This is a genomic window from Nocardia sp. NPDC051990, from assembly GCF_040680755.1.
In the GTDB taxonomy this organism is placed as follows: domain Bacteria; phylum Actinomycetota; class Actinomycetes; order Mycobacteriales; family Mycobacteriaceae; genus Nocardia.
This window is the reverse complement of record NZ_JBFAXH010000031.1, coordinates 26,488-44,689: the sequence shown is the minus strand read 5'-3', so window position 1 is coordinate 44,689 and position 18,202 is coordinate 26,488. Positions and strand designations below refer to the sequence as shown.

The following is an 18,202-nucleotide window of genomic DNA, read 5'->3' as shown; positions in this document are numbered from 1 at the left end:
ATTCGAAGGTCAGCTGACCGCGCCACATGGTGCCGATCCAGTTGAAGAACTTCACACCCGTCGGCACCGCGATCAGGAAGGTCATGAACGAGAAGTACGGCAGCAACACGGCACCGGTGGCGTACATGTGGTGCGCCCACACCGCGATCGACAGCGCCGCGATGCCGAGGGTCGCGTAGACCAGCGTGGTGTAACCGAAGATCGGCTTGCGCGAGAAGACCGGGAAGATCTCCGAGACGATGCCGAAGAACGGCAACGCGATGATGTACACCTCAGGGTGGCCGAAGAACCAGAACAGGTGCTGGTAGAGCAGGATGCCACCGGTGGCCGGATCGTAGATGTGGCCGCCGAGGTGGCGGTCGTAGGCCAGGCCGAACAGCGCGGCGGTCAACAGCGGGAAGGCGAGCAGAATCAGAACGCTGGTGACGGCGATGTTCCAGGTGAAGATCGGCATCCGGAACATGGTCATGCCCGGTGCGCGCAGGCACACGACGGTGGTCAGCATGTTGACGCCACCGAGGATGGTGCCGAGGCCGGAGACGGCCAGGCCCAGGATCCACAGGTCGGTGCCGACGCCAGGCGAGTGCAGGATATCGGTCAGCGGCACATATGCCGTCCAGCCGAAGTCCGCCGCGCCGCCTGGGGTGATGAAACCGGCGGTCGCCATGGTGGCGCCGAACAGGTACAGCCAGTAGCTGAACGCGTTCAGTCGCGGGAAGGCGACGTCGGGTGCGCCGATCTGCAGCGGCAGGATGATATTGGCGAAGCCGAACACGATCGCGGTCGCGTAGAACAGCAGCATGATCGTGCCGTGCATGGTGAACAGCTGGTTGAACTGCTCCGGGGACAGGAACTGCAGACCCGGACGGGCCAGCTCACCACGCATCAGCAGAGCCATCAGACCACCGATGAGGAAGAACGCGATCGCGGTGGTCAGGTACATGACACCGAGGACCTTGGGGTCGGTGGTGGTGACCATCTTGTAGATGAACGAGCCCTTCGGCCCGGTCCGAGCCGGATACGGCCGAGTCGCTTCCAACTGAGGGACTGGCTTTGGCTCTACGGCAGTCACTGATCCTCCTGAAAGGTGCCTTTAGGTCGATCCGCAGGCTCCGCTGCTCGCATCCGCCCGACTACCGGGAACAGACGAGGAGTTCGCTTGCGCTCCTGAGATCGTAAACCGTGCGGCCGCAGCCATCCGCGCGGGTCCTACTCTGCGTCGTATTTCGTCGTTCGGGCCGCTGCGCCCGCACGCCCGGCGATCATGAAATCGGCCGCGTACTCGCGATGACTTTCCCAGGCAGCCGCCGTCTCTATCGGTGACAGTGATCCACTTCTCGGTTAGGAGACCGCTCATGACCGCACCCAAGACCGGCGATCCGTGCTGGGTCGACATCTACACCTCTGATCCGGAAGGTGCCATTGCCTTCTACGGCCAGTTGTTCGGCTGGACCGCCGACCACGCGGACGAGGAGTTCGGCGGCTACATCACCTTCCGCAAGGACGGTAAGGCCGTCGCGGGTGGCATCGGCAAGACGGCGGAGGGGGGCGATGGACCCGATCAATGGACGGTCTACCTCGCCGCACCCGACGCAAAGGCCACCGCCCACGCGGCCGTCGCACTCGGCGGCGCGGTCGTCGTGCCGCCCATGGATGTGGGCGATCTCGGCGCGATGGCCGTGCTCGGCGATGTCGGCGGTGCGGGTGTCGGCATCTGGCAGACCGGCACCTTCGGCGGTTTCGAGGCCATCGGCATCGCCTCGGGCGGCACCTGGAGCGACCACGTCGGCATCCCGTCCTGGTTCGAACTGCACACCCGCGACTACGCGCGCTCGCTCGACTTCTACCGCGACGTCTTCGGCTGGAGCGATACCTTGGCCATTTCCGACACCCCGGAGTTCCGCTACACGACCATCCACGCCACCACCCCGATGCTCGGCGGTGTCATGGATGACTCGGCCTTCCTGCCCGAGGGCGTACCGGCGGGCTGGAAGGTCTACTTCGGTGCCGAGGACGTCGACGCGGCTGTCGCGAAGGTCGTCGAACTGGGCGGCACTGTGCTGGCCCCGCCCGAGGACACCCCCTATGGCCGGCTCACGCAGGTCGCCGATCCGACCGGGGCACGCTTCAGCATCGGCGGCAACACCAAGTAGCCCATTCGTCGACCGCGCGGAATCCGCTGTGCGACAGTGGGATTCCGCGCGGTCACGGCTGTGCGCCGGAGGCGGCGTGCGCGCGGTGGTGGCCTTCGCGTCCCGACACCCACACCACCCGGTACCCTCACCCGCATGCCGGTGAGCGCCCTTGTTCGGACCCGAAACCGCACCGATAGCGATCGCACCCAGGTCGCTCGGGCTACGGACTCCCCCCGATACGGCACCGCCTGGAATCGCGCGGTCCGGCACGGGGGCAGCGCGGTCGCGCTGCTCTGCACCGCACTGCTCGTCGCGGGCTGCGGTCAGCAGGACGACGCCAGCTCGATCGTTCGCACCACGACGAATATCGCGGGCGCGGGTGTAGTCGGCCTGGAGCGCGACACCTCGCAGGCCTGTCCCCTGCCGAGCGCACCCGATCCGTCGAATGGCAAGACCCGCACCGTCACCCATGCCGCGGGTACCTCGGAGGTGCCCGCCGACCCGCAGCGGGTCGTAGTGCTGTCCACCTCCGCATTGGACGCCGCCTGTGCGGTCGGCCTGTGGGAGCGGGTTGTCGGCGCGGTTCCGATCGACGGACCCCGCTCGCAGCCCATGTATCTGGGTTACGGCGTACTGAAGATTCCCACGGTCGGTTCGGCGGCACAGCCCGATCTCGAGCAGATCGCCGCCCTACACCCCGATCTGATCATCGGCGATATTCCGGGCGGCCCAGGCGGTTTCGCCGCATTGCAGGCGATCGCGCCGACCGTGCTCGCCGATCCCGAGAGCGGTTGGCAGGCCGAATTCGGCACGCTCGCAGCGGGTCTCAGCCGCAGCAATGCCGCAGCGACAGCATTGGAGAATTACCACACCGAGGCTCGCGAGACCGGTAATGCGCTGGCAGCCAGCCAGACCCAGGCCTCGGTGATCCGCTTCACCGCCGAGCAGGACCAGGTCCAGGGCAGCAACAGCTTTGCGGGACAGATCCTCGCCGATGTGGGCGTGCAGCGGCCGACCGCACAGCGCGGCACCTCCTTCGACGTGACCGAGCAGGATCTGATCAAGGTCGAGGGCGACATCATCTACGTCATCTTCGCGGGCGAATCCGGCGAGGAGCACGGTAAGAAGGTGCTGCGCGGCGACGCGTGGAAGGATCTCGGCGGCGCCAGCGATAAGCGCGTCTTCGCGGTCGAGGACACCGTCTGGCACGGTGACGGGCTCACCGCTGCCCGGGCCCTACTCGCCGATCTGCACAGCAGCCTGAACGGTTTCGTCACCGACTGACCGTGTTTTTGGCCGCGCGGGCGCTGCGTGTTCGCGGCCCCCTGCTGTCTCGCGACTGCCCCTTTCGAGCGACCTGCAAGCAGTCGCCAGCGGCGCCGCCGAGACTCGCGACTTCGTCGTATGCGCTTCGACGACTCGGACCCGAGACGGGCCGCGAACTCCTCGCTCGTAAAACTCGCTCCGTTGTAGTCGCTGATTGAGAAGCGTTCGGCGCCTGATGTGCACGTACCAGGCCGTCGAGTTCCGTGCCTGCGCCGTATGCGCTTCCACGACTCGGACCCGAGACGGGCCGCGAACTCCTCGCTCGCAAAACTCGCTCCGTCGTCGTTGCGAGTGGCTTGATCGGTCCTGCCGAGCGCACACCTTGGGTGCGGATTCGCTCACCCTTGGAGTGCTCTCACCAGCATTTGGGTAGCTGTCGCCAACCCCTCCCGGCAGTGAGATTGGAAGGGCACCGAGAACCAAACGAAACCTGTGAGGGGATCACAATGAGCACACCGGCCGAATCGCCCGCCGACAACATCGTCCAGCTGCTGCCGCGCCTGCTGAATGCGGCCGCACTCGACAAGCGTGCGGTCCCCAGCAACTCCGGGACGCTCGCCAACGTCGAGCTGGATCGTTGGGCGAACCGGCTGGCCCGAGTGCTGATCGCCCGTGGCGCCGCCGTGAACGCGCGGATCGCGCTGGCGATCGACCCGCAGATCGAAGCAACAGTTGCCGCATCCGCCGTCGTCAAGCTCGGCGCGACTCCGGCATCGGTTTCCGAGGATGCGACCACCGTCCCCGGTGTCTACCTCGGCATCACCACCAAGGCTCGCCGTCCCGAACTCAGCGACACCATCGACTGGCTGCTTCTGGACGACCGCTCGACGCTGCAGCGCTACCTGGTCAGCTCCGACGCCCCGATCACCGATGCCGATCGGCTGACCGAGCGGAAGTCCGCCTGACCTGCTATTCAGCCTGCGCGCCCGAACCCGCGGAGTTCGGGCGCGCTGCGGCGCCGGATGCCGGGCCTGAAGGCGGCAGCGCCGCGAAACCACAAGGATGCCGCCCGATCGAACACGGTGTTGTCAATACGCCTTCGGTCGGCTCGGCGCCGATCCAAAATGAACTTGCTACTACGCGACGGTCGGGATCAGCGGTGCACAACCGCGCCAGACGTCAGAACACAGGTGTGCTTATGCAACAGCCATCGTCCTCGAACGGAAAAGTAGGCACCGCAGCGCCCGACAGCGCGTTCCCGCTGTCGGCAGCCCAGCGCGGCATCTGGTTCGCCCAGCACATCGCTGGCGATACGCCTATCTCGATCGCACAGTACGTCGAACTGATCGGCGAACTCGATCTCGACGCGCTCGCCGCGGCCGCCCGGCAGAGCGGGCGCGAATTCGGGACCGGATACGTCCGGCTACTCGATGTCGATGGTCAGCCGTACCAGCTCGTCGACACCACCTTTGTCGACCAGCTCGCCCGCATCGACCTGCGCGATAAGCCCGATCCCGAGGCGGCGGCACATGCCTGGATGCGCGCGGAGTACTCCGCGCCGCTGGATCTGATGCACGACCGATTGGTCGCGGTGGCCATGCTGCGGCTGGCCGATGACCGCTGGTTCTGGTACTCGCGCATGCACCACATCGTGCTGGACGGTATGGGTGCGCTCGCACTGGTACAACGCACCGGCGAGATCTACAACGCCGCCATCGAGAGCCGCGAGGCGCCGCCCGCCAAGGCCGAACCACTGCAGAAGATCGTCGACGCCGATCTGGCCTACCGCGGCTCGGACCGATTCGACGCCGACCGCGAGTACTGGCGCGAGCATCTGGCCGGGATGGCCGACCCGGTCAATCTCGCGGGTCGCGAGGCCGATGTCGACGCGCCTCCGAGCCGGGTCTCGGGCGCACTGCCCGCCGCGACGGCCGAATTGCTCGATACCGTCGCGAAGGCGGCGGGCTCGAACGCCGCGCCGACCATCGTCGCCGCCTTCGGCGCCTATCTCGCCGCGATGACCGGTGCGCCCGAAGTGGTGCTGAGCCTTCCGGTTTCGGGACGCACCACGGCGGCGCTGCGCCGCTCGGGCGGCATGGTCGCCAATGTCGTTCCGATGCGGGTGAAGTTGTCACCGGCCACCACGGTCGGTGACGTGATCCGCGCCGCGCAGAGCGAGCTGACCGGGGCGCTGCGTCGACAGCGTTACCGGCAGGAGGACATCGTCCGTGATCTCGGCTGGACTATGGACGAGGCGTCGTCGTTCGGTCCGGCGGTCAATTTGATGATGGTGGACACCAGGATTCAGCTCGGCTCGGTCACCGGACGACTGCACGTGCTGACATCCGGGTTGATCGATGACGTGTTTTTCAACCTGTATCCGGGCGTGGGCGGCGAGAGCACCCACATCGATCTGCAGGGCAACGGGAACCTGTACAGCACAGATGAATTGGCGGCACACCATGCCCGCTTCTCGAGGTTCCTGCACGCGTTCCTGGCCGCCGGACCGGATGCGCCGCTGTCAACCGTCCAGGTCGTCTCCCCGGAGGAGCAGGATCGGCTGGTGCCCGCGCGCGGACCCGATGCTGTCGCACCGCGCACCCTTCCCGAAATCATCGCGGCCGGCGCTGCACTCGACCCGGAGGCGGTGGCGCTGCGCAGCGGCGACACCAGCATGACCTACCGTCAGGTCGACGAGTACACCAACCGCCTGGCCCGCGTGCTTATCGCGGCGGGCGCCGGACCGGAACGCACCGTGGCGATTTCGATTCCGCGGTCGGCCGAATCCGTCCTCGCCACGCTCGCGGTGGCGAAATCCGGTGCGGCGTTCGTCCCCATCGACCCGACCTATCCCGCCGACCGGATCGAACATATGGTCGGCGACAGCGGTGTCGTCGCGGGCCTGACGGTGCACCCGTCGCGAAAGTCCTTGCCGGACCGGGTGAATTGGCTGCTGCTCGACGATGGCGCGACGGCCGAAACGGTGGACGCGCAGGATTCGGCGGCGATCACCAATGCACAACGCCGCGGGCCGGTGCACCTGGATCAGATCGCTTACATCATCTACACCTCCGGATCCACCGGACTGCCCAAGGGTGTGCTTGTGTCGCATCGCGGCCTGGCGAATTTGGTCACCGGTTCCGGTGCCGGATTCGATGTCACCGCCGATTCAGTAGTGGCACATGCGGTTTCGCCGAGCTTCGATATTTCCGTCGAGGAGATCCTGGTCACCCTGGCGGCGGGCGCGACGCTCGCCGTAGTGCCGCCGTCGGCGTATGCGGGCGAGGAGATGGCCGAAGTTCTGCGCGCGCACCGGGTCACCCATCTCAATGTCACCCCGACAGTGGTGGGTTCACTGGACCCGGCGACGCTGCCGGATCTGCACACGATCGTCGTCGGTGGTGACGCGTGTCCGCCGGAGCTGGTGACCACCTGGTCCGGGCGAACGCTGTTGAACGGTTACGGGCCCACCGAAACCACCGTCACGGTGACCTTGAGCGGGCCACTGCGCCCCGGCGGGCCAGTAACCATCGGCAGCATCGTGCTCGGAGTCACCGCTGTCGTGCTCGACCCGTGCTTGCGGCCGGTGGCCCGCGGCGCGGTCGGTGAGCTGTATCTGGCCGGCGCGGGCGTCGCGCGCGGCTATCACCAGCGCAACGGGCTGACCGCCAGCCGTTTCGTCGCCAACCCATACGCGCCGGGTGAGCGGATGTACCGCACCGGCGATCTCGTGCGGTGGACCACAGAGGACGAACTGGAGTACCAGGGCCGCAGCGACTTCCAGGTCAAGGTGCGCGGGTTCCGCATCGAACTCGGCGAGATCGATGCCGCGCTGCAACGGCATCCGGACGTCGACTTCGCACTCACCATCGGCACCGAGACCCCCACCGGAGCGACCGCGCTGGTGGCATACGTTCTCGGCAAGCCCGGCACCGAGATTCACCCTGCAGCGCTGAAAGCCGCTGCCGGTGAGACGCTTCCGGCCTATATGGTCCCCTCGGTTATCATGGTGCTCGACAGCATTCCGCTGACACCGCTCGGCAAGGTGGACCGCAGGGCCCTGCCCGCACCGGATTTCAGTGTCCGGGCCGTTGCGAGCCGGGCACCGTCGACGCCGCGCGAAGCGACACTGGCCGACTTGTTCGCCGATGTCCTCGGACTCGACACAGTCGGTGTCGACGACAGTTTCTTCGCACTCGGCGGTGACAGTATCGTCTCCATCCAGCTGGTATCGCGCGCGAAGGCCGCCGGGATCGGCTTCAGCGCACGAGATGTGTTCGAGCGCAAGACCGTTGCCGCGCTGGCCGCGATCGCGACGGACATGCGCGCGCAGACAGTTACCGAACTGCCCGGCGGCGGGGTCGGCACCGTGGAGCTCACGCCGATCGTGCACGCAATGGTGGAGCAGGGACCGACCTGGAACCGCTTCGGTCAGGCCGTCTTGATCGGTCTCCCGGAGGGTTTCGACCGCGACCAGCTCAGCGCCGCAGTCCAAGCGCTCATCGACCATCACGATGTGCTTCGCTCCACACTGCGGCACACCGAGCAAGGCTGGGAGTGGATTGTCGCCGAGCGTGATTCGGTAACTGCCGATGACCTGATCCAGGTAGTCGCGGCGGACGCGGACCCCGACGACGGCTACGAGCGCGAATTACGAGAGGCGGCGGATCTGCTCGATCCCGAAGCGGGTGTCGTCGCGCGCTTCGTGCTGATCGAGCGGCCGGGGGCAGATCCACTGTGCTGGCTGGCACTGCACCATCTGGTGACCGACGGTGTCTCCTGGCGAATCCTGCTGCCGGACCTGGCGATCGCGGCCGCGGGCGGCGCACTCGTGCCCATCGGCACCTCCTTCCGTCGGTGGGCATACGGTCAAACGGAGCAGGCCCCCGAACGGGTGGCCGAACTGCCACTGTGGCAACAGATGCTGGCCGCCCCGGATCCGGTCATCGGCTCGGCGGCACTGGATCCCGCGGTCGATGTCGTGGCCACCATGGGCCGGTGCCGGACCACCGTCGAACCGGATATCGCCAACACGGTACTGACCACTCTGACCGACCAATTCCATTGCGGCCCAGACGATGTGCTGCTCACCGGACTCGCCGTCGCGGTGAGCCGCTGGCGCGATCGCACTACCGCGCTGCTCACGATGGAAGGCCACGGCCGCTCGGAGACGCTCGTGCCCGGCGCGGATGTCGCCCGCACGGTCGGCTGGTTCACCAGCATCTATCCGGTGGCCATCGATGTGACCGGTATCGATCTCGACGACGCGTTCGCCGGTGGCGGCGCGGCGGGCACCGCGATCAAGACGGTCAAGGAACAGCTGCGTGTGGTGCCGGATAAGGGCATCGGCTACGGCATGCTGCGCTATCAGCATCCGGAGTCCGCCGCCGCCCTCGCGGACGCGCCGATCCCGCAGCTCAGCTTCAACTATCTCGGCCGTGCGCTCACCGGCGGGCACGCGGGAGCATGGCTGCCACAGCGTTTCGCGGCGACGCACAACGAGTCTGCGCCGCTGGCCGCGGTCGTCGATATCAATGCCGTGCTCACCGATGTCGGTCTGGAGGTCACCTGGGCCTACGCCTCGCGGCTGCTCGACGAGGCGGAAATCGGTCAACTCGCCGAGCTGTGGTCGCAGGCGCTGCGGGCGCTCGCGGCGCATGCCGGCGTGCCGGGCGTGGGCGGGCGCACCCCGTCCGACTTCGAACTGGTCCCGGTGCGGCAACAGCAGATCGAGAGCTGGGAACGCGCCTACCCCAGTCTTGTCGACGTCTGGCCGCTTTCGCCGCTGCAGTACGGTCTGCTCTTCCACGCGCGCTACGACACCGATACCGCCGACGGCTACACCGTCCAATCACTGCTCACCCTGGCGGGCACCGTCGATGCCGCCCGCTTGCGCAATGCGGCGCGGGTCTTGCTGGAGCGGCACGAGAACCTGCGCGTCGCCTTCGCCGAGACCGACGACGGTCCGTGCCAGCTCGTCCTCGCCGATGCCGAAATCCGCTGGCACGATATCGATCTCACCGATATCGCCGACGCCGACGAACGTGACCGCGAACTCGACCGCCTCATCGCCCTCGATGCCCGTACCCGATTCGAACTCGACCGCCCCCCGCTGATCCGCTTCACCCTCATCCGCACCGGGACCGATATCTATCGGCTGGTCATGACCAATCACCACTTGGTGCTGGACGGCTGGTCGACGCCGCTGCTGGTCCGCGAGCTGCTGACGCTCTACGTCACGAGGGGCGACACCTCCGCACTGCCGCCCGCGCACTCGTACCGGGAGTTCCTGGCGTGGCTCGATGAGCAGGACAACGAGGCCTCGCTCGCGGCCTGGACGCAAGCGCTTGCCGGCGTGGATACGCCAACGCGCGTGGTCCCGTCGCTGGCCGGGATCGAATCGACCGAGGCCGGAATGATCACGCACGACCTGACCCGTGCGACGGTCGAGCGGCTGGAGACCACCGCCCGCGAATCCGGCGCGACGGTCAATACGATGGTGCAGGCCGCATGGGCGATGCTGCTCGCCATGTCGACCGGGCGCACGGATGTGGTGTTCGGCGGCACCGTATCCGGTAGGCCACCGGAGCTGCCCGGTGTCGAAGAGATGGTCGGGCTGTTCATCAATACACTCCCGGTACGGGTCCAGCTCGATCCCGCGGAGAAGGTCGCCGACCTGCTGACCCGCATCCAGGCCGAGCAGGCGCGCCTGCTGGACCATCAGCACGTTGGGCTGGCCGCCATTCACCGGGCCGTCGGCCTCGCCGAACTCTTCGACACGCTCACCGTATTCGAGTCGTATCCGATCGACCGGGAGGCGCTGTCGCAGGCACTCGATATCGCGGGTATGCGGGTGCTCGATGTCGAGGGCACCGACGCGACGCCGTACCCGTTGGGCCTCATGGTGATTCCGCTGCGCGGCGAAGACGGGCACGACACGCTCCGCATCAACCTGAAATTCATGGCCGACCAGCTCGATCTCACGGTGGCACAACCACTGCTCGATCGCTTCGTCCGGCTACTGACCCAACTCGCCGACAACCCGAATGCCCTGGTCTCCCAATTGCAATACTGCGACGACGCCGAACTGACCACCCTGCTGCCGGTGCGCGGCGCAGAATCGGTTCCGCCGCAGACACTTCCGGACATCCTGTCGGCAGCCGCCCGCATCGATCCCGATGCCATCGCGATCACCGCAGGCGATCTCACCATGAGCTATGGCGAACTCGACGCCTGGTCCAACCGCTTCGCCCGGGTACTGCTCGGCCGCGGTGTCGGTCGGGAGATCTTCGTCATACTCGCACTCACCCGATCACTGGAATCCGTGGTGGCCGTCTGGGCGCTCGCCAAAACCGGTGCGGCCTTCCTACCGCTGGATCCGAGCTATCCGGTGGAGCGGATCGAACACATGCTCACCGATTCGAAGGCACCGATCGGAGTGACTGTCACGGCGACCGGTGAGACACTGCCCGGCACCATCGACTGGCTGCTGCTCGACGACCTGAACACGATTCGACGGGTCATGCTCGTCTCCGACGCACCTATCACCGACGAAGAGCGTGGCGGCCCCATCAATATCGACCAGACCGCCTACCTGATCTACACCTCGGGCTCCACCGGTAAGCCCAAGGCGGTTCTGGTGAGCCATCGCGGCATCGCGAATGTGGCCACCGCACAACGAGAGGCCCTCGAACTCGACCCCGCTATCAGTTCGCTACAGGTCGCTTCGCCGAGTTTCGACGCATCGGTCTACGAGCTGCTGATAGCGCATTCGACGGGTGGCCGCCTGGTGGTTTCACCACCGGATGTCTACGGCGGCAGCGATCTCGAACATCTGCTGCGTGCCGAGCGGATCACCCACGCCATGATCACGCCGTCGGCGCTGGCCACGATGAAACCGACCGACCTGGCCGACCTGCGGGTACTCGGGGTCGGGGGCGAGGCCGTCTCACCCGAACTGATCGACCGCTGGGCGGTCGGGCGGCGGATGGTGAATCTGTACGGCCCCACCGAATTCAGCATCTGCGCGACCAGCCCCGCCGAACTGCTGCCGGGACGACCGGCCAGCATCGGCGGGCCGATCCGCGGCGCGTCGAATCTGGTGCTCGATACCTGGCTGCGCCCGGTACCGGTGGGCAGCGCGGGTGAGCTGTACCTGGCCGGTCCGGCGCTGGCACGTGGCTACTTCAATCGGTTCGGGATGACCGCGGCGCGCTTCATCGCGAATCCTTATGGCGCGACCGGGGAAAGGATGTATCGAACCGGCGATATGGTCCGATGGGTCATCGGAGCCGACGACGCACTCGAACTGGAGTACTTGGGCCGCAGCGACTTCCAGGTCAAGATCCGCGGGTTGCGCATCGAACTCGGCGAGATCGATGCCGTGCTCTCCCGTGATGCGCAGGTCGAATACGCGGTGACCATCGGCCAGCCGGGACCGGCTGGCGCGACCGTGCTCGTCTCCTATGTGCTACCCACCGCGGGCACCGAATTGGACGCCGAGCGGCTACGTGACCGGGTGGCGGCCGAACTGCCGGGTTATATGGTGCCCAGCCATCTCGTCGTCCTCGATGAGATCCCGATCACCCCGGTCGGCAAGCTCGATCGCAAAGCCCTTCCGGTGCCAGACTTCTCGGTCACGCAACGGCCGTATCTCGCTCCGCGCACACCCGTCGAACAGGCCGTCGCCGAGGTGTTCGGCGATGTACTCGGCAGTGAACAGGTCAGCGTCGACCAGTCGTTCTTCGAACTCGGCGGCAACTCGCTCAGCGCCACCAAGGTTGTCGCACGGATCAATTCGACCCTCGGCTCGACCATCGCGCTGCGCGATCTGTTCGATGCGCCCACCGTCGCGCAACTGTCGGCGCGGGTGATCCCGGCCACCGACGGCAAACCGGGCCGGTTCGCCCTCGCACCACGAATCAGACCGGACCGAATTCCCTTGTCCCCGGCTCAGCAACGCATGTGGGTGCTCAATCGGCTGGATCCGACCTCATCGGCGTACAACATCGCGGTCGCGTTGCGGCTCACCGGCCACCTGGATATCGACGCGATGCGCCGGGCGATGGCCGATGTGCTCGGCAGGCACGAGAGTTTGCGCACGCTGTATCCCGTCGACGCCGAGGGACCACGTCAGGTGGTCGTCGGTGCGGAGGTGGCCGCGCCGCCCATGCCCGTGCTCGATACCGAAGACGGCGCACCGCTGCGCGCTCGGATCAATGAGCTTGCCGATACCGGATTCGATCTCGCCAGCGAGCCGCCGCTGCGGGCCGGGCTGTTCCGGATCGTGGATCCGAGTTATTTCGCCAGCAATGTGCCGGGGGCGGAGGAGGGCTCCTCCGGCATCGCACCGGTCAGCTCGAGCCCGTCCGCTGGCGTCCCACCGGTGTCATCGGGTCCCTCCTCGGGCCTGGCTCCGGTGTCCTCGAACTACACCGCGACGGATGCCGCGGTCTCGGATTCCACCGGTGCCGTGCCGGCCGACGTACACGTCGTCGTGCTCGTCGTACACCACATCAGCGCCGATGGCGCATCGATGGCACCGCTGGCGGCCGATCTGGTCGCCGCTTACTCCGAGCGGGCCAGCGGGATCGAGACCGCCAGAATGCCGCTCACGGTGCAATACGCCGACTTCGCCCTCTGGCATCGGGAATTGCTCGGCAGTGAGTCGGATCCGGAATCGCTGGCGGCACGACAGATCCGGTATTGGACCGACACCCTCGCCGGAGCGCCGGATCTGCTGGACCTGCCTGCCGACCGCCCGCGCCCCGCCGTGCAATCGATGCGCAGCGCCGACCTCGATTTCGCCCTCGACGCCCCATTGCACCGCGCCATTGTCGAATTCGCGGCCGCGAACAATGTCAGCGTCTTCATGGTCGTACACGCCGCGCTCGCGGTACTGCTCGCGCGGCTCGGCGGCACCGACGACGTAGTGATCGGAACGCCGGTCGCCGGTCGCGGTGCAGCGGCACTCGACGAACTCGTCGGCATGTTCGTCAATACGCTCGCGCTGCGCACCCCGGTCGATCCGGGGATCGGGTTCCGCCAGTTCCTGGCCACCGTGCGGGCCGCGGATCTGGATGCGTTCGGCAATACCGATGTGCCCTTCGAGCGACTCGTCCAGGTACTCAACCCCACCCGATCGACCGCACACCACCCGATATTCCAGGTGTCGCTGTCACTGCAGAACTTCGTCGAACCGGTTCTGGAACTGCCCGGTTTGCGATTCGAGGTAGAGGATTTCGATCGCGCTGCTTCACAGTTCGACCTGACGCTCGATTTGCGCGAGCGCTTCGGCGCCGATGGCCCGGACGGTGTCGAGGGCGTAGTGACCTACGCGACAGATCTCTACGATGCGAGCACGATGGCGACCTTCGCCGCGCGGTGGCGCTGCGTACTCGCCGCAGTCGTCTCGGATATCGATGTGCGTCTCACCGATATCGATATCCTCGACGAATCCGAAGGCACACAGCTGGTTCCGGTACGTGGCCCGCAGACCGCGGGGACGACGACACTGGCCGAGGCACTCGCCACGTCCGCCACGTCGTACCCGGACCGCCCAGCAGTAGTCGCCGACGGCCGAACGACGACCTACCGGGAGCTCGATGCCCAGTCGAATCAGCTGGCCCGGCTTCTCCTCGAATCGGACATCGGACCAGAAACCGTAGTGGCGCTCGGTCTTCCGCGCTCCGCCGAACTGCTCACCGGCATGTGGGCCGCCGCGAAGGTCGGCGCGGCCTTCCTGCCGGTCGATCCGAAACATCCGGTGGACCGCATCGAGCACATGCTCACCGACTCCGGTGCGCGGGTCGGGCTCACCCGCACCGCCTATCGGCCACTGCTGCCCGACAGCACCGAATGGCTCGTCCTCGACGACACCGCGTTCAGCGCACGCCAGCAGGCGGCGAGCGATGCTGCCCTTGCACCGAACTCGATCCATCCCGACCATCCGGCCTGGATGATCTACACCTCAGGGTCGACCGGAACACCGAAGGGAGTCTCTGTCTCACATCGCGGTATCGCCGATCTCATTGCCGCACAACGGCAATCGCTCGGCGTCGACGCGAACTCCCGGGTATTGCAGGTGGCCTCGCCGAGTTTCGACGCATCGGTGTTCGAGGCAGTGATGGCATTCGGGTCCGGTGGCGCGGCGGTGGTCACACCGCCCGAAGTCTTCGGCGGCAGCGCACTCGCCGAACTGATCGCCGCCGAACAGGTCACGCATATGGTGATCACTCCATTGGCCTTGGCCACGATCGATCCCACCGAGGTTTCGAGTGTACGGATGCTCGCGGTGGCGGGCGAGGCGATCGGTGCCGAACTCGTCGAGCGCTGGTGCACCGACCGGACCATGGTGAACCTGTACGGTCCGACCGAATTCACCATCTGGGCAACGGGTTCCGCACCACTGGTCGCGGACGCACCGATCACCATCGGTGCGCCCATTCGGGGTGCCGCCGTGTTGGTCCTCGACGATCGGCTGCGCCCGGTGCCCATCGGCGTCGCGGGCGAGTTGTACCTCGCCGGACCCGCTCTGGCCCGCTGCTATCACGCCCGGCCGAGCCTGACCGCGTCGCGGTTCACCGCCAACCCCTTCGGCGAGGCCGGCGAACTCATGTACCGCACCGGCGACCTGGTGCGCTGGACCCGCGCCACAGGGGAGGCCCTGGAGCTGGAGTACATCGGCCGCACCGACTTCCAGGTCAAGGTGCGCGGCCAGCGCATCGAACTGGGTGAGATCGACGCGGTACTCGGCCGCGCGGATGGAGTCGATTTCGCCGTGACGCTCGGCGTTCCCGGCCCCACCGGATCGACCGCGCTGGCGGCCTATCTCGTTCGCAAGCCCGGTGTCGAACTCGATATCGCGCAGGTGCGCGCGGTCGCCGCCGCTGCCCTGCCCGCGTATATGGTGCCCGCCGCCTTCGTCATCCTGGATGCCATCCCGCGCAACGCCGTCGGCAAACTCGACCGAAAGGCCCTGCCGGAACCCGAGTTCGTTGTCGAGGAGACCGAATACCGGGCCCCCTCGACCGCGACCGAGCAGATCCTGGCACAGATCTACGCCGAACTTCTCCACCGCGACAGGGTCGGCGTCGATGATTCGTTCTTCGCGCTCGGCGGCGACAGCCTTCTCGCGATCCAGCTGGTATCCCGTGCGAAATTGCGCGGCCTCCAATGCACGCCGCTGCAACTATTCGAACATCGCACCGTGGCCGCGCTGGCTGCCGCAGTCGACGCCGGCGGAGCGGTCGTCCGGCTCGACGAACTGCCCGGTGGTGGTATCGGTGAACTGCCGCTCACCCCGAATATGCGCTCCCTGGTCGAGCGCGGCGGTAACTTCGATCGCTGCGCGCAGGCCGCGGTGCTGGAACTTCCGGTCGGCATCGAACGCGGCCAGCTGGTCGCCACCCTCACCGCCGTAGTCGACCGGCACGACATGCTGCGCTCGCGGCTGTGGCGGGCCGAGGACGGCTGGCAACTACGGGTCGATGAGCCCGGATCGGTCGATGTCGACGTGCTGGTGCACCGCATCGAATTCGATGCCGCCGCCGACTCGCTCGATCTGCGTGAATACGCCGTAACCGAACTGAATACCGCGGCGGATCGACTCTCTCCAGCGAATGGCATTGTGCTGCAATGCGTCTGGCTTGATCCAGTCGGCGACGCCGGAGCCAGGACGCGATCGGGCCGATTGCTGGTTGTAGTGCACACCATCGCCGTCGACACCCCGTCGTTGCGAATTCTGGTGCAGGACTTGATCGCCGCTTGGGCACAGGTATCGGTCGGGAATACACCGGTGCTGGCCGAGACCGGTACGTCGATGCGCCGGTGGTCGTATGCCCTCATCGAGGATGCGCACACCGACCGCCGTATCGCCGAACTCGACCATTGGCGCGACGTGCTCACCGGTCCCGATCCGCTGGTCGGCTCCCGCGAGCTCGATCCGGCGATCGATCAGGCGCACACAGTGCGCACGGTGGAACTCGAGGTCTCCGAGGAAGTAACCGACACGCTGGTCACCACTCTGCCTCGGCTGCTGCACAGCACCGGCACCGAAACCTTGGTCGCCACACTGGCCCTGGCGTTGAATCGCTGGCGCGCACGCCACGATGTCGACGGACCAACGGCCCTGCTGCGCCTGACATCCGATGGTCGACCGGGGCATGCGATTCCGGGCGCTGACCTGAGTCGGACTCTGGGCTGGATCACCCCTACCTATCCGGTCCGGTTCGATCTGACCGAGATCGATATCGATGACGCTTGTGCAGGTGGCGACGCCATGGGTGCGGCACTGCGAGCGATCAAACATCAGCTGCTGGCCGTGCCGGACCAGGGCATCGGATTCGGTGCGCTGCGCTACCTCAACAACGTTGCGGCAGAACAGCTTCCGTCCAGGTTACCGGGCCGGATCGGGTTCGAATACCTGGGTCGGCGCTCGGCCGACGACATTCCGGCCGGACTCGAAGGGCTCGGCTGGTCGCCCACCGACGAATTCGGTGAGCTGCGCGCCGACAAGTACCCCGATGTCCCGGTCACATCCGCGATCGACGTGACCGCGGTCGTCATCGACGATCGGTTGCACGCGAATCTCCGCTTCCCCGAAACACTCCTGGACCGTGCCGAGGTCGCCGAGCTGGCAACCATATGGTCCGATGTGCTCACCGCGGCTATGGATTTCGCGCAGACCCCCGCGGCGCGGCAGGCCGCCGCGGACGAAACGGCCGCCTCGGCCGCGCAGCCAGCGGCACGCGAAACCACCTCCGCGCCAGCCGGACTCGGCCTCGGCGTACTCCTGCCGATCCGGCTCGGCGGCACCGAACCCGCGCTGTTCTGCATCCACTCCTCGTCCGGAATGTCGTGGAGCTACCTGGGATTCGCGGAGCGGCTGCGACCAGGTCGCCCGATCTACGGTCTGCAAGCACCGGATCTCGGTGGCGAACCGTCGGCGCGTTCCATCGAGGAGGCCGCCGACCGGTACATTCGCGAAATCCGCGCCGTTCAGCCGAGCGGGCCGTACCACCTGCTCGGCTGGTCCTTCGGCGGTCTCATCGCGCACGCGATTGCGACGAAACTGCAGGCGGCGGGCGAAGCTGTCGGCGTTGTCGCGCTCTTGGACAGCGATCACGCCGATATCGATGGCGACACCATCGAACGGCTCTCCGCGGGCGCGTTCGTCAATACCTTCGGCTCGATCTTCGGCATCGACGACGTTCCCACCGAGGCCACCGCCCACGAAGCGGCCGACCTCATCAAGGCGCGGCTGGGCATGGAAGTCATCGATGCCGAGATCATCGAGCGAATGGCCAACTCCTACAACGCATCCGCACGCACCCGCACCGGCTACCGCCGCCCGGTCTACCACGGCGACCTGCTCTATTTCAGCGCCACCGTGGACAGCTCCGATATCGTCGGGCCGGACGGCTGGCGGGCCTACGCCTCCGGCCGGGTCGTCAACCACGATATCGATGTCGCCCACAACGATCTGACCTCATCGCACGCGCTCTCGATCATCGCGCCGGTGCTCGATAAGCATCTCGCGGCGACGTACACGAGCACGATCTCGGACTCGCCCACGATATGAAGCTGATGTCGCGCCGCCGCGTCCTGGTCTTCTTCGGCGTCGCCGGGGCGGCAGGAGGAAGGAACGCGAGGCCACCGGCGTGTCCACACCTCCCGAGAATGGCCGGAAGCTCAACAGCGAAAGACGCGCCTACCGGCGCAAAACCGGATAAACGGCGTCGAGCGTGCCCCCATGGTTGACGGGTGCACGCTCGAAATCAGATTTCTGTTGGTCGGTCGTG

5 protein-coding genes are annotated in these 18,202 nt (G+C 66.7%); 4 read left to right on the top strand and 1 reads right to left on the bottom strand.

Features of this window, described 5'->3' with window-relative positions:
• Window positions 1–1,072 (bottom strand): cbb3-type cytochrome c oxidase subunit I (locus AB0L63_RS32005; protein ID WP_364508667.1); only part of this gene is annotated, 1,072 nt, incomplete at its 3' end.
• A gap of 283 nt (window positions 1,073–1,355) precedes the next feature.
• Here AB0L63_RS32005 and AB0L63_RS32000 point away from each other — a divergent pair.
• The 4 genes from AB0L63_RS32000 to AB0L63_RS31985 all read left to right on the top strand — a co-directional run bounded on the left by AB0L63_RS32000 (window position 1,356) and on the right by AB0L63_RS31985 (window position 17,982).
• Window positions 1,356–2,153, top strand: coding sequence for a VOC family protein (locus AB0L63_RS32000; protein ID WP_364508665.1), 798 nt, complete (start codon window positions 1,356–1,358; stop codon window positions 2,151–2,153).
• A gap of 135 nt (window positions 2,154–2,288) precedes the next feature.
• The gene (locus AB0L63_RS31995; RefSeq protein WP_364508663.1) at window positions 2,289–3,419 is read left to right on the top strand and encodes an ABC transporter substrate-binding protein; all 1,131 of its coding nucleotides are present in this window, start codon (window positions 2,289–2,291) and stop codon (window positions 3,417–3,419) included.
• Between the two features lie 488 nt (window positions 3,420–3,907).
• Window positions 3,908–4,366, top strand: coding sequence for a hypothetical protein (locus AB0L63_RS31990; protein WP_364508661.1), 459 nt, complete (start codon window positions 3,908–3,910; stop codon window positions 4,364–4,366).
• Between the two features lie 233 nt (window positions 4,367–4,599).
• Window positions 4,600–17,982, top strand: a complete 13,383-nt coding sequence (locus AB0L63_RS31985) for an amino acid adenylation domain-containing protein (RefSeq protein WP_364508658.1) — start codon at window positions 4,600–4,602, stop codon at window positions 17,980–17,982.
• Window positions 17,983–18,202: the final 220 nt, after the last annotated feature.